This window comes from Terribacillus saccharophilus, assembly GCF_046592895.1.
GTDB lineage: Bacteria > Bacillota > Bacilli > Bacillales > Amphibacillaceae > Terribacillus > Terribacillus saccharophilus_D.
The window spans coordinates 230,115-242,347 of sequence record NZ_JAWVPU010000003.1; the positions used below are offsets into that span (position 1 = coordinate 230,115).

Annotated in this window: 15 protein-coding genes and 1 other annotated feature; of the genes, 3 read left to right on the plus strand and 12 right to left on the minus strand. The window is 43.7% G+C overall.

Annotated elements, in window-relative coordinates; all coding sequences use genetic code 11:
• Positions 1 to 4: 4 nt before the first annotated feature.
• Genes srlA through SFC66_RS12055 form a run of 3 tightly spaced genes read right to left on the minus strand, consistent with a single transcriptional unit; the run spans position 5 to position 2,228 of the window.
• Entirely contained in the window at positions 5 to 520 is a 516-nt protein-coding gene (gene srlA, locus SFC66_RS12045; protein WP_411218973.1) for a PTS glucitol/sorbitol transporter subunit IIC, read from the minus strand.
• Between the two features lie 15 nt (positions 521 to 535).
• Positions 536 to 955 (minus strand): transcriptional regulator GutM, encoded by a 420-nt coding sequence (locus SFC66_RS12050; RefSeq protein WP_411218974.1) that lies wholly within the window; start codon positions 953 to 955, stop codon positions 536 to 538.
• 16 nt (positions 956 to 971) lie between these two features.
• On the minus strand, positions 972 to 2,228 hold the full coding sequence (locus SFC66_RS12055; RefSeq protein ID WP_411218975.1) for an NAD(P)H-dependent oxidoreductase: 1,257 nt from the start codon (positions 2,226 to 2,228) through the stop codon (positions 972 to 974).
• 196 nt (positions 2,229 to 2,424) lie between these two features.
• Here SFC66_RS12055 and SFC66_RS12060 point away from each other — a divergent pair, with 196 nt between their 5' ends.
• Positions 2,425 to 2,892, plus strand: coding sequence for an NUDIX domain-containing protein (locus tag SFC66_RS12060; RefSeq protein WP_411218976.1), 468 nt, complete (start codon positions 2,425 to 2,427; stop codon positions 2,890 to 2,892).
• A gap of 49 nt (positions 2,893 to 2,941) precedes the next feature.
• Here SFC66_RS12060 and SFC66_RS12065 read toward each other — a convergent pair whose 3' ends face one another.
• The 4 genes from SFC66_RS12065 to SFC66_RS12080 all read right to left on the minus strand — a co-directional run bounded on the left by SFC66_RS12065 (position 2,942) and on the right by SFC66_RS12080 (position 7,318).
• Positions 2,942 to 4,306, minus strand: a complete 1,365-nt coding sequence (locus SFC66_RS12065) for an amino acid permease (RefSeq protein WP_411218977.1) — start codon at positions 4,304 to 4,306, stop codon at positions 2,942 to 2,944.
• Between the two features lie 148 nt (positions 4,307 to 4,454).
• A complete protein-coding gene (locus SFC66_RS12070; RefSeq protein WP_411218978.1) occupies positions 4,455 to 5,801 on the minus strand; it encodes an amino acid permease in 1,347 nt (448 codons plus the stop codon).
• A gap of 75 nt (positions 5,802 to 5,876) precedes the next feature.
• Positions 5,877 to 6,105, minus strand: a binding site (T-box leader).
• Positions 6,106 to 6,180: 75 nt separating this feature from the next.
• Positions 6,181 to 6,975: a 2-keto-4-pentenoate hydratase gene (locus SFC66_RS12075; protein ID WP_411218979.1), complete on the minus strand. Its 795-nt coding sequence runs from the start codon at positions 6,973 to 6,975 to the stop codon at positions 6,181 to 6,183.
• Between the two features lie 151 nt (positions 6,976 to 7,126).
• The gene (locus SFC66_RS12080) at positions 7,127 to 7,318 is read right to left on the minus strand and encodes a hypothetical protein (RefSeq protein ID WP_411218980.1); all 192 of its coding nucleotides are present in this window, start codon (positions 7,316 to 7,318) and stop codon (positions 7,127 to 7,129) included.
• 130 nt (positions 7,319 to 7,448) lie between these two features.
• On the opposite strand from SFC66_RS12080, the gene SFC66_RS12085 reads away from it, so the two are divergent.
• Positions 7,449 to 7,616: a hypothetical protein gene (locus SFC66_RS12085; RefSeq protein ID WP_411218981.1), complete on the plus strand. Its 168-nt coding sequence runs from the start codon at positions 7,449 to 7,451 to the stop codon at positions 7,614 to 7,616.
• On the opposite strand, the gene SFC66_RS12090 is transcribed toward SFC66_RS12085, so the two are convergent.
• From SFC66_RS12090 to SFC66_RS12105, 4 genes are all read right to left on the minus strand, one after another.
• The gene (locus SFC66_RS12090) at positions 7,613 to 8,239 is read right to left on the minus strand and encodes a DUF2306 domain-containing protein (RefSeq protein ID WP_411218982.1); all 627 of its coding nucleotides are present in this window, start codon (positions 8,237 to 8,239) and stop codon (positions 7,613 to 7,615) included. The two genes, SFC66_RS12085 and SFC66_RS12090, sit on opposite strands and share 4 nt — an antisense overlap.
• 55 nt (positions 8,240 to 8,294) lie before the next feature.
• Positions 8,295 to 8,834 carry a TetR/AcrR family transcriptional regulator gene (locus tag SFC66_RS12095; protein WP_411218983.1) on the minus strand — a complete coding sequence of 180 codons (540 nt, stop codon included), beginning with the start codon at positions 8,832 to 8,834 and terminating at the stop codon, positions 8,295 to 8,297.
• A gap of 451 nt (positions 8,835 to 9,285) precedes the next feature.
• Positions 9,286 to 9,852, minus strand: a complete 567-nt coding sequence (locus SFC66_RS12100; protein ID WP_411218984.1) for an NADPH-dependent FMN reductase — start codon at positions 9,850 to 9,852, stop codon at positions 9,286 to 9,288.
• Positions 9,849 to 10,919 (minus strand): LLM class flavin-dependent oxidoreductase, encoded by a 1,071-nt coding sequence (locus tag SFC66_RS12105; RefSeq protein WP_411218985.1) that lies wholly within the window; start codon positions 10,917 to 10,919, stop codon positions 9,849 to 9,851. Before SFC66_RS12105 ends, SFC66_RS12100 begins: the two co-directional genes overlap by 4 nt.
• A gap of 120 nt (positions 10,920 to 11,039) precedes the next feature.
• Here SFC66_RS12105 and SFC66_RS12110 point away from each other — a divergent pair, with 120 nt between their 5' ends.
• On the plus strand, positions 11,040 to 11,417 hold the full coding sequence (locus SFC66_RS12110) for a winged helix-turn-helix transcriptional regulator (RefSeq protein ID WP_411218986.1): 378 nt from the start codon (positions 11,040 to 11,042) through the stop codon (positions 11,415 to 11,417).
• A 120-nt stretch (positions 11,418 to 11,537) separates the two neighbouring features.
• On the opposite strand, the gene SFC66_RS12115 is transcribed toward SFC66_RS12110, so the two are convergent.
• On the minus strand, positions 11,538 to 12,176 hold the full coding sequence (locus SFC66_RS12115; RefSeq protein ID WP_411218987.1) for an FMN-dependent NADH-azoreductase: 639 nt from the start codon (positions 12,174 to 12,176) through the stop codon (positions 11,538 to 11,540).
• Between the last annotated feature and the right edge of the window lie 57 nt (positions 12,177 to 12,233).

The window sequence follows — 12,233 nt, forward strand, 5'->3', positions numbered from 1 at the left end:
CGGATTACATTCTTCTCATCAGGAATTTAGTGATTTGTTCCGTCAATAGTCCCCTGATCAGCATGACAACGATACCGACCAAGAAGAAGCGGACTGCAAGTTCAGATGTCGAGTAGCCAGCTTGTGTCAACCCGTTGGCAATACCCAGGTAAACGAATAGCTCCCCGGCATTGGCATATGGAAACAATGCCGTGACCGGATGCAAGAAGGAAACAAGAGAATCAAAGAAGGCAGGTTTCTGACGCTCTTCGACAAAGCGGCCGAACGTATATGCCATCGGATTCGTCAGCAGCAAAATGGATAATATCGGCATGACGGTATAGCGAAGCAACGCATATTTGGACGTGAAGCGAATCGCTTTTGTCACGCGTTCTTCCCCGATGAATTTGATCAGTGCATAAGTAAAGGTCAGCAATACCACCAATGTTGGGACGATACCGGTGATGAGGCTCATGAATTGCTCTCCTCCAGCATTGAACATCCCGATGAAATGCTCACCGAACCATTGAATCCATTCCATGTCTTTCACTCCCTGTTATGAGATAGACGCCAGTGTCTTCGTCTTCGAAATGCTCATCAAAGCCTGTTCTCCAGCAGTCTGCAAAGCCGTTTGCAATGCCGGAGGCTTTCTTTTTTTCACTGGACTGTGCAATTCGTCCAGCAGTTCACCAAGGTGTTTCCCTTCATATTGTTTCATTTCTTTGAATGTCGAAAGGATACTCATTCCCCGCATTACCTGACATTCCCGGATCATATAGGACTCATCCACAACGAGCAGGACAATCGAACCTGGTCCGATTCGGCGCCGGGCTTGTCCGGAGAAGAGATGGAAACCTTCTTCTCCTTTATATTTTCCGACTAGCCTTTTCATTGATCTTTGATAATAATGCACTTGAATTGCGGTCAGAGCAGATTGGACAAGCAGCAGACAGCAAGCAATCAATACGAGCTTCATCTTGTCATCCTCCTTGTCATTCAGCAAATAAGTGATCTTGGAGTGCACGAAGTTTCCAAACGGTAGTGGAAGTATCCAATTCCACATCATCCAATGTCAGGAACTGCCCTTCTTCGATGGCGCGTTTTGCCACGACGTTACCACTGATCAATCCAATCGGAATATGCCCATTTGCTTTCATATCCTGATGCGTCTCCAGCATTCCCCTGACACTGTAACCACCGATTCCATCCAGTCTTTCCCCCGGCTTGATCGCGCGCTTTGCCACGGTGACGGTTTCAGAAACCGGCGCACCGAGCGGATGGATGCTTGTGTCATGGTGCAGCACTGCTTTGGCAATGGTGATCGGTGTCTCAAGACTTGCCAGGTGATAAGGACGATACAATGTATAATGCGGTCCATGATTGGCATCCACTTTCAGCAAATAACGCAATTCCTCGTCCACAGGCTCAAGTTCACTCTTCACAATAACGAATACACCAGGTGCTAAACCGTTTACATATTCAACAACACCAAGTGAATCAAGCACCCCGCCATTTTCTTTCAAATCAAGTTTCTTCGCTACATCATCCAGACCAGCGTCCACACCGTGCATGCCGACTTTATCCGGTACAAGCCCGATAGCATTACTCAACAAGTTCATCTCTGCCATCGTTTTTGTCCCATCTTGGAAAGCTGCCAGCATATGTGCACTCATATTCTTCCGTTTCGCTTCTTCAGCACAAGTATCAGGGTTGGCTGTCGGCTTAAGCGCATTGTTTTTCCCTTTACCAGCAACGACAACCTCAAGTCCCATCGTTTTCGTAAACTCATATAGTTCCACGATTGCCGCTGGCTCGTCACCGGCAGAACCTGAGTAAACCAAGCCTGCGCTATCAAACATGCTATGCATATAAGAACCGATTGTAATGTCAACTTCCACATTCAAAAGAACCAAGTGCTTTCTGGAACGAAGTGCTTCCAACGCTATATTGGCCCCGACTTCCGGGACACCCGTCGCATCCACCACTACTTCTACCGTACTGGATTGGATGACTGCACGATAGTCCGAGGAAACAACTGTCTCTATCTTTCTTTTCTCCTGTGAACGATAAAAATCACGAGCTTTCTCTGCATTAGCAAGATTGACGTCACAAATTCCACCTACAACCATTCCAGGAATTCTAGAAATCTGGGAGATCAAGCCGAAACCCATTTGCCCAGCTCCGATTATACCTACTTTGATTGGCTGCATTTGTTTATCTCTTTCTTGTAGTTCACGATAAATGGACATATTGTATTCCTCCTATTGAATGCGTTTTCATTTAAGGTTAAATAAAGATGTAACATCTGCTACACTATTGAATATAAGTTCTTTTTTGTAACATATGTTACACTTATTATCATTTGTTACTTCTTGTGTGTTATTGTATTATCAATTGTAAGCGTTGTCAAATACTTTTCTAAAAAATAACTGAGGGGAAATGAATATGGGCAGAATTGATTATTATCATGAGGAAAATGCTCCCAAACCTAAAAGAATCGTACCAGCGGTATCTGCAGTGATACGCAATGACCAGCATATCCTGCTTCAACAGCGGAGCGATAATGGGAAGTGGGCATTGCCTGGCGGTAATATGGATCCTGGAGAATCGATACAACATGCAATTTGTAGAGAAGTAATAGAAGAGACAGGATTGGACATCAGTGTAGAGCGGATAATAGGTGTATACAGCGATCCAAATCATATTATCGCTTATACGGATGGTGAAGTAAGACAGCAGTTCTCCATATGTTTTGCAGCAGAAGTATCTGGAGGCAAGCTACGTAAAAGTGAAGAATCTTTTGCCGTTGCCTGGGTTCATATCGGCAAGCTGGATGATTACGACATCCACCCAGCTCAAAGGATACGGATAATGGATGCTTTAAAAAACTGTATAGGTGCGTTTATCCGGTAAGTCCATATTTACCCAACAAAAAAAGCCCTCAAAATGAGGGCTTTTCCTATCAATCATGCTTCGCCTTATCCTTTGCTTTCACCCGTACTTGATACACAATCAGCAAGATGATGAACCAGACTGGTGTGACGAACAAGGATATGCGAGTATCTTCAGCCAGTGCCAGAACGACGACGACAAATGCCAAGAACGCCAGGATCAAGTAATTGGAGATCGGTGATAATGGCATCTTGAATTTACTTTTCTTCGCAAGCTCCGGTCTTGTCTTGCGATATTTCAAATGAGCCAATACGGTGATGCTCCAGATGAAGATAAAGCAGACTGTCGAGATGCTTGTAATCAGGGTGAAGACTCCTTCAGGCATCACATAGTTAAGAATGACCGCAATCAAGATGACGATGATGGAGAAGAACAATGCATTCCGCGGTACTTTGCGGAAATTCAGCTTCTTGAACGGCTGTGGTGCATGATCTTCCTTCGCCAAGCTATACACCATACGGCTCGTACTGAAGACCGCGCTGTTACAAGCGGATGCTGCTGACGTCAATACGACAAAATTGACAATGCCTGCTGCGGCAACGATACCGACTGCTGTAAACACTTGAACAAATGGACTTTCCGCCGGATTGATTGCATCCCAAGGATAGATACTCATGATAACGATGAGCGCACCAATGTAGAAGACAAGAATACGAATCGGAATATTATTGATCGCTCGCGGTATGACTTTCTCCGGATCTTCTGTTTCGCCGGCTGTCAGACCGACAAGTTCAATTCCGACAAAGGCGAAGACAACCATTTGGAACGACAATATGAATCCATGGGCACCACCTGGGAAGAAACCACCATGATCCCAAAGGTTCGCAAAGCTGGATGGTCCGGCATCTGTCGAGAAACCACGCAGTATCATAAAGACACCGACGACAATCAGTGCCAGGATAGCAATGATCTTAATCAAAGCAAACCAAAATTCCATTTCGCCGAATAATTTTACCGTTGCCAAGTTCATGATCAGCAAGATGACAAGTGCAACGAGTCCTGGCATCCACTGTGGTACATCCGGGAACCAGAATTGTGTATAAATTCCCACTGCAGTCAAATCGGCCATAGCAATGGAAATCCAGCAGAACCAATATGTCCAGCCCGTAACGAAGGCTGCTCGATCACCAAAATAATCGCCGACAAAGTCCACGAAGGATCCGTAACCGAGATTACTTAGCAAAATCTCTCCTAACGCTCGCATAATAAGAAAACAGAAAATACCGGTAATTAAATACGCAAATAAAATGGATGGTCCAGTTAGATGGATCGATTTACCGGCACCAAGGAATAAACCTGTACCGATCGCCCCGCCAATCGCTATCAATTGGACGTGCCTGTTTTTCAATCCTCTGGCTAACTTTTCTTCAGCCATATGTATGCTCCCCTCTTCCTTCATTTCGAGCATGCAAACATGTGTAGTAAAGCCCTGACTCAAAATAAGTATACTAGTATATAGTATCTGAACCGGCAGAAGGGTGCAATAATCAAATTTTTCTAAAACTTAACTTTTCAGAAAAAGATTACAGTCTATTTTTACGCTTTTTGATAAAATATGCTCCGATTATGATTAGATAGATAATTACGGTCAGTACGGTAACCAGAAGTGATGTAGTCCAAATAACACCTGCCAAGATCAGCAGAACCGCAATGATTGCCACCCAAGTTGTAACAGGGAATGCTTTCACATAGTAAGTCGCCTTGTCCGGCTGCTTTTTACGTGATTTCAAATGGGATATAGCAATGATCAACCAAATGATAAGAACAGTGTATCCTAGTGATCCCATCAAATAATCAAATGTCTCACTGCCGATGAATACCGAGATGAGTACACCTACATATAAAACAGAAGTACAAGCAAGAATCGCCACTACCGGCACTTGGCGTTTCGATAGCCATGCAAATCGCTTGGAGATGCGTCCATCAGTCGCTTGTGTATATAGTACACGGGAAGATCCATAAAGACCTGCGTTCATGGATGATATGACTGCCAAGAGAATCACAGCATTCATGATATGATCTGCCCCAGGAACACCTATCAGCTGAAATACAAGAATGAACGGACTCACAGCTGCATCATTCACTTCATTCCACGGTATAAGGCTTACAATGATGAAGAATGGAAACAGATAGAATGTAATGATACGCGTCAATGTGCCGCGAACAGCCTTGGGCACGACTTTCTCTGGATTCTTCGTCTCCGCTAGTGTAACGCCGATGATTTCCGTTCCACCGTAAGAATAGATGACGACGAGCATAGCCGAAATCAATCCGCCTGCTCCGTTGGGGAAGAACCCACCATGTGCAGTCAAATTGGAAAAGCCGACAGCTGTATGCTCGCCAAAGGAGACTAATAACAATACAATACCTGCTAGAATGAATAATATGATGACACTTATCTTGATCAACGCCAGCCAGTATTCCGTCTCGGCAAATGCTTTTACTGAATAAAGATTCACTGCCGTCACGAGCACTGCAACAAGCAGTGTCAGCAGCCATACCGGATAGTCAGGGAGCCAGTATTGCAGGAAAATGGCAGCAACTACCGCTTCTGCCGCAATATTCAATACCCACATCTTCCAGTATATCCAATCCAGGAAGAAGGCTGGGAATTTCCCTAAACTTGCTTGAACCAAATCACGAAATGTTCTTGCCTCTTTATTTTGAACCGCCATTTCAGCAAGCCCCTGCATCACGAATAATAGGATGATACCTCCTATCAAATATGCGATGATGACTGATGGTCCGGCCATATCGACAGCGGAGCTTGACCCTTTGAATAGTCCAGCCCCTATTGCCCCGCCCAATGCCATCATCATGATGTGGCGTGCTGTCATGGTTCGTTTCAATCCATGTTGTTTTTCTTTCATGCTTGTTACCTCCATGTTGTGTTCCAGCATTTCTTCAAAGAAAAAAGCCTTCCGTCTCCTTACCATCCTGGATGGAAAAGAGACGGAAAGCTTCTTTTGCTTTCCGCGGTACCACTCTAATTGGTTTTGATAAACCCACTTTTCACCTTATAACGAAGGTCACTCGTCAAAACCTAAAGAATATATCATCCGTCAGTCCTGCTGCTCCAGGGTGAGTTCGAAGGAGACATAATCTGCGTTGCACCATACCGCAGCTCTCTATGCTAATGTCTGACCTTCTACTGGTCCCAATCGTCGCTTTTGTTAAAATATTTCGATCATTCATGAATTATCTCTAATAATAAGCGCAGCAGAATGCTTTGTCAATATTTCTTACAAATTAACTGACATGAAGTTTCACTTTACCTAACAAACTGAAATCAGCTTCATAAACTCCCTTCCCTAACGGTATCGGGGTGATGAATGTGCCGGAACTGATTGCCATGCCCTTTTTCAAAAATAGATTCTTATCAGCTAATTTTCTTGTCAGCCAAGCAACGGATGTGACCGGATTTCCCATCACCCCTGATGCAAAACCAGTACTAATTTCTTTTCCATCGAGTTTTAACGTAAGTTTGATTTTCTCCACCTCAGCCAGTGTCAAATCATCCCGTCCCTTATCGGACACAATCACTTTCCCTGTTACACCATTGTCGCAAATCAAGTCCATCAGCTGGAATTTTGGGAACCAATCCACAAATCTGGAGTCTGGAACTTCTAAGCCTGCAGACAGGATGCTCTTCTCCAAGATTTCATCTTCCTCTGCACCAATGCTCAGATCTTCCTTTAAAACAAAGACAATCTCTGGCTCAAGTAAAGGAGCCATCATCGAAGACAGCTCTATTTTGGTGTCGCCTGTATGTAGTGTATCTTCGAATAAAGTTCCATACGCCGGCTCTTTTGCTCCGAATAAAGCTTGCGTGGCAGGGCTTGTCATGCTGATTTTATGACCTTTTGTTATAAACCCGGTTTGTTTTGTTCTTTGTTCAACAAATTCTTCCTGCACTTCATAAGCCTGAACTGTTGAGAGTTGGTATTCGTTGCTTAAGAATTGTATCGGATTCTTTGTTTCATAAACTTGAAGCAGTTCCTCGGCTAGTTTCTCCTTGTCTACTTGTTTCGTATTTTCCGTCATGACTTTCGCTCCCTATTATTTAGAATTATCTGATTTATAAGATTATAGTACAACCCTCTTTTAATTTCCAGAGCTTGTCCTTGTACCATTGAGTATCTGCAACAGAAAAAAGCACCTATCTCATGACAGGCGCTTAATGTACTAGCATTCTCTATTCCTTCTCAATCACTTTAGCAGATGTCACATTCGCCAAATTGACTACTTCTCCAGCCACTCCGAACCAGCCGTTTTCACTTGCCTTTATTTCGTTGACAACATGAACATAAGATCCAGACTGGTAATCCGTGAATGTGTATTTTTCTCCACCAATGAACGTAAACTCTACATCAAACTTTTCCTGCACAGATAGTGCCTCCTTCGATATTTATCCTCTTAAGTGAAGTTCCCTTTGCTTGCAGAATTAAACACTTATTTGCTAATCGTCTAACTATTTAGTATTCTTGAGACGCAGTACCTTACTGCAGAGGGAGATTATGATGCCTAATTATATATTCTTGCATCTTGTCGGTATCTTCATCTTGATGGGCGGTATCTATTTGACTCTGACTCATACATTCATCGGTGTCTGTGTTGCTGTAATCGGAGCGCTTTTGCTTGGAACAGGTGCCTTTTTGACTCCAAACAAAAAATCAAAGCACTAATGAGCAAAGCTCGTTTTACGTCGCAAATATAAGGTTATAAAAATAACGTTTGGAACCCAGCAAATCCAGGCGATATAAGCATAGTAGATTTCGTACTGCGCTGGACCGAAAAGCAGTGTGAATATGCCTAGCCAGATCCTTAAGGTTACAGCTGCAAAAGTAAGGCTGTAATTGATCATAGTCCATTGACGATGCTGGACTATGTTTCTTTGGACTGCCGCTCGGATTGCAAGGAATATCGTAATCATCCAGCACATAGCAAGCATAGCAAAACCAGTTTGTGCAACCACTCCTCCGGTCGCATAATAAGCTAGATACAGTCCCGTCAATCCTCCTCCCGCTACTCCTGCCATATAAATATAGCCCAGACGTTTGTGGAGCAGCCTGTTTTTTTGCCTGATGCTTTCCATCAGCTGAAAAGGACCGAGTACCAATGCAAAGATGCTGGTAACGATATGAACACCAAGCATCCATCCCCACAAATTTGGCAGTACTTCTCCAAGATTTATCTTTTGCATGACGAATCCTGCCTTTTCCAAACCGATGACTCCATATTGCACGATAGCATAACCGGCAATCCCTATGGCCAAAATCGCCAGGGTACCCATTCGAATCCTTTTCATCACCCTCATCCCTCCGTTTGACCAGTGGTCAATTTTTAATATGGTAAAAGACCAATTAAATGGTCTTTCTTAAAAACTCCACATGTATCTCCGCTGCATCTGCTGCAGCGTCAAAATTCTCCACGCGATGTAGATGAAGTGATACGAACCCATGCAGTGCCAAGAATATTGAGTATATTTCACCATTTTGCGGATCGACGCCCCCTGCTTCTCTCACGGCTGCTTCAAACCGTATGAAGCTGTCTGTAGCCGGACGCTGCATCAAGCTGTCCATTTCCTCACTTTTCAGCAAGAACATCAACTCATATTGATGCGGATGATCAAGTCCGAAACGAATGAATTCCAACAGCAAGTCGTGTACTTTATCCGTATCTTTTTGCTGCATGATTCGATTGATGATGCTGTTTAATTCATGAAAATAATAATCCAGTACTTCTGAGAACAGAGACGCTTTATTTTTGAAATGATAATACAAAGCACCATGGCTGCAGCCAAGAACCTTTGCTATTCCCCGCATGGATACTTTTTCATAGCCTTGTTGGATGAACAGGACCCTTGCCTGCTCAATGATTTTATCTTTTGTTAGGTCCGTCATGTATATCTCCTTCATTTGACCAGTGGTCAATGTAAGTATATGTAATTTTATCTTCTTTGTATACCTTTTCTTTTTTAAATCAAAAATACTTACCTATCGACAATATTTTCCCAATATCTACAATATACCCCCCTATATAATATACGGTAATGCGCTTACAATATGAATAAGACGAGTATATAACGGAGGATGATGTATGATGGTGTCATTTAAAAGATGCTTTTCCATTTTACATACTTTTAAAAAAGGCGATCCCGGCGGTGCTTCGATAATTTTTGCACGTTATTTACTTTTTAAAAATGAATTATCCATAAAAATATAAGATAAGCTGATTAGGAAAGACGACAGCTTTCAATAGCCTGAGGAAGAGTGATAAGTCACTCTTCCTCCACTTCACAAAAAGAAGCACTTGGAATCTAAATCAAATTAAGGTCCCAAGTGCTTCTATATTTTAGAAATCGTATTTTGCTTCTTTTTTCTCACGGATGGCTGCCTGTGCTTCTGCCAAGTCGAAGGCATCCTCCACGAGCCGTTGCAGACGGAAATGGATATCATCATTGATGATCTTTCCATTAAGGAAATCTTTTTCTTCGGCAAATACATAAGTGGCGACTAAATGAGCCTTCATGTAAGCAAGGATGGGCTTCAGCTGCTGCTCTGCCACGAGGAAGTGCTTCGGGGAGCCTGCAGTGACGACAATTCCTGCTACTTTATCACGAAGTGCCTGTGTCGGCAGAAGATCAAACACATTTTTCAAAGTACCAGGAATGGAAGCCTGGAATATCGGTGTTCCGATGAACAAAATATCTGCCTGCATGATTTGGTCAGTCACATAAGCTGTATCACCAGTGTAGTCCAAATAATTCCTGCCATCGCTGAACTGCAGCTGATAATCTGCCAAATCCAATAATACGTGATCCGCATCCGGGTAAGCTTTCAGCATCTCTTCCCATAGAGAAGACATTGCCGTTTTCGTCTTTGAGCCGACAATGGAGCCGGATATTCCTACAACTTTCATTCTGCTTTGCCTCCTTGTTTGGTGTATTTCTTGATTGCTGGCAAGATTTCCGAGCCGATGAATTCAATATTGCGTTCCAGTTTATCAAAAGGCACCCCGCCGAAATCAAGCTGTGCCAAATAACGCTGATGGCCGAATTGCTCATGCTGATAAAGGATTTTCTCGATGATCTGCTGCGGACTGCCGACATTGATGATGCTTCGGTGGTCGGCTCCTTGGGCAAACAATTGTTTCGGGAATCCTTGGCCGTTCGTCTTTTTCATACCTTCATTGATATGAGGATAATAATCGCCCAATGCTTCCTGGGTCGTTTCTGCCGCATAGAAGAATCCAGTCGTCGCCACAGGCAGCTGGGTTGGATCGAATCCGCGAGCTGTCAGCGCTTCCCGGTACGCATCGATTGTTTGTTTGAATACACTGGCTGGACCACCAAGCATCGCCACAGTCATCGGTACACCAGCATAACCTGCTTTGACTGCACTGGCAGGTGTTCCGCCTACTGCACGCCAAATCGGCATGGAACCTGAAACTGGGCGAGGCAGGATTTCTGCATCTTCCAGCGATCTGCGGAATTGCCCGCTCCAATTGACGATTTCTTCTTCATTGATCTGCAGAAGCAAATTGAACTTCTCTTCAAAAAGAGCTTCATAATCATACAAATCATAACCAAGCAATTCGAATAGACCAACACGGGAAGCCCGCCCAGCGATGATTTCCGCACGACCATTGGATAACAAATCAATCGTTGCAAAGTTTTCGTATACCCGCACCGGGTCTGATGTACTGATGATGGTCGAGGAACTACCAATCTTGATTTTCTCCGTTGCTTGCGCGATTGCTGCCAATATGACAGCATGTGCCTGTGAAGCAAAATACGGCTGATGGCTTTCCCCGACACTGAAGAAATCAATACCGGCCTGATCTGCCAGCTGCGCCAACCGGACAATCTGCTGGACTCTATCTTTCGCAGAAATGCGTTCTCCGGTTCTTGGATCAGCCAAATGATCTCCCAATGTGTAGATTCCGAATTCCATACCTTTACTTGGATCAATGCGATATTTTTCCATATTCCTGTCTCCCTGTTATTTTATCTTACATTCATTATCCTCCAAAGCTCACTTATTGGAAAGTACGCACTTGAAAGTGGTATAGTATAAAAAAAGATACTATGGATGGGGGATATGAATATGTCAGATGCCAATAAAGAAATCGAACCGGAATTGTGTAAGGTGACGGACGCCCTGGGTATCCTCGTCGGCAAGTGGAAACCAGTCATCTTGCTGCATTTGCTCGGCAATGGTACACAGCGTTTTAATGAACTGAAACGCAGCTTGCCTGGTATCACACAGAAAATGCTGACAAACCAGCTGCGTGAATTGGAAGAAGAAGATATCATCGAGCGCAAAGTATACGCACAGGTTCCTCCGAAGGTCGAATACTCCGTCACGGATTACGGCAGAAGCCTTGAACCAATCCTTCATGCCATGCATGAATGGGGATCCAAGCATACGCTTCATAAACAAGCCAAGAAAAATGAACAAGAGGCAGAAGCTGAAGCAAAATAAAAAAGTGCGCGTTCTTAGATTGCGAGAAACTCCTGTTTCCCGCAATTTTTTTATGACAAATAAAAAGACTGCCGGGAATATCCCGACAGCCTGATGAACTGTTTCCAGTTCGTCTTTTTATTATGCTAGGTTTTTCAAACGTGCAGCTGCTTCTTTCACTTGTGCAAGACCAGCTTCTACGATGGAAGCTGCTTCGCTAGGAGAAGCATTGTGTCCTTCGATGATCACTTCGTCGATGATTTCCATTCCGAAGATGCCGCCGAATACATTGCGCATGTAGTTGATGGACATATCCATTGGTGCAGCTTCTGGTGCAGAGTATACGCCGCCGCGTGCATTTAGGAAGATTGCTTTTTTGTCTGTCATCAATTGGATCATGTTGCCTTCTGCATCATATTTGAATGCAAAGCCTGCAGCGTAAACGTAATCGATGAATGTTTGCAATTTAGCAGGAATAGTCAAGTTCCAAAGTGGGAACGCGAATACTACTACATCAGCTGCTGTAAGAAGATCCATCGCTTTTTGTTTTGCAGCCAATAGACGCTGCTCTGTATCGTTAAGTTCAGCACCAGTTTGTACTTTGCCGAAAGCATCGAACAACTCTTGACCGAAGTAAGGAGTGTCTTCTGCGAATACATCGTAAGTAGTGACAGAAAGGTTCTCTGCACCTTCGATTTCTTTCATGAATGTTTCATACATATTGCTGGAAATCGCCTCTGTAGCAGGGCGGTTATTTGCTTTTACTACTAATACGTTCATTATATAAAACCTCCGTTATTCCTCATTCAGGATTCGTATTCCCCCTAAATCCCCTGT

What these genes read in the sequence shown, in the direction of transcription:
- srlA (WP_411218973.1), bottom strand. Translation starts at nt 520, where the DNA reads ATGGAATGGATTCAATGGTTCGGTGAGCATTTCATCGGGATGTTCAAT.
- SFC66_RS12050 (WP_411218974.1), bottom strand. Translation starts at nt 955, where the DNA reads ATGAAGCTCGTATTGATTGCTTGCTGTCTGCTGCTTGTCCAATCTGCT.
- SFC66_RS12055 (WP_411218975.1), bottom strand. Translation starts at nt 2,228, where the DNA reads ATGTCCATTTATCGTGAACTACAAGAAAGAGATAAACAAATGCAGCCA.
- SFC66_RS12060 (WP_411218976.1), top strand. Translation starts at nt 2,425, where the DNA reads ATGGGCAGAATTGATTATTATCATGAGGAAAATGCTCCCAAACCTAAA.
- SFC66_RS12065 (WP_411218977.1), bottom strand. Translation starts at nt 4,306, where the DNA reads ATGGCTGAAGAAAAGTTAGCCAGAGGATTGAAAAACAGGCACGTCCAA.
- SFC66_RS12070 (WP_411218978.1), bottom strand. Translation starts at nt 5,801, where the DNA reads ATGAAAGAAAAACAACATGGATTGAAACGAACCATGACAGCACGCCAC.
- SFC66_RS12075 (WP_411218979.1), bottom strand. Translation starts at nt 6,975, where the DNA reads ATGACGGAAAATACGAAACAAGTAGACAAGGAGAAACTAGCCGAGGAA.
- SFC66_RS12085 (WP_411218981.1), top strand. Translation starts at nt 7,449, where the DNA reads ATGATGCCTAATTATATATTCTTGCATCTTGTCGGTATCTTCATCTTG.
- SFC66_RS12090 (WP_411218982.1), bottom strand. Translation starts at nt 8,239, where the DNA reads ATGAAAAGGATTCGAATGGGTACCCTGGCGATTTTGGCCATAGGGATT.
- SFC66_RS12095 (WP_411218983.1), bottom strand. Translation starts at nt 8,834, where the DNA reads ATGACGGACCTAACAAAAGATAAAATCATTGAGCAGGCAAGGGTCCTG.
- SFC66_RS12100 (WP_411218984.1), bottom strand. Translation starts at nt 9,852, where the DNA reads ATGAAAGTTGTAGGAATATCCGGCTCCATTGTCGGCTCAAAGACGAAA.
- SFC66_RS12105 (WP_411218985.1), bottom strand. Translation starts at nt 10,919, where the DNA reads ATGGAAAAATATCGCATTGATCCAAGTAAAGGTATGGAATTCGGAATC.
- SFC66_RS12110 (WP_411218986.1), top strand. Translation starts at nt 11,040, where the DNA reads ATGTCAGATGCCAATAAAGAAATCGAACCGGAATTGTGTAAGGTGACG.
- SFC66_RS12115 (WP_411218987.1), bottom strand. Translation starts at nt 12,176, where the DNA reads ATGAACGTATTAGTAGTAAAAGCAAATAACCGCCCTGCTACAGAGGCG.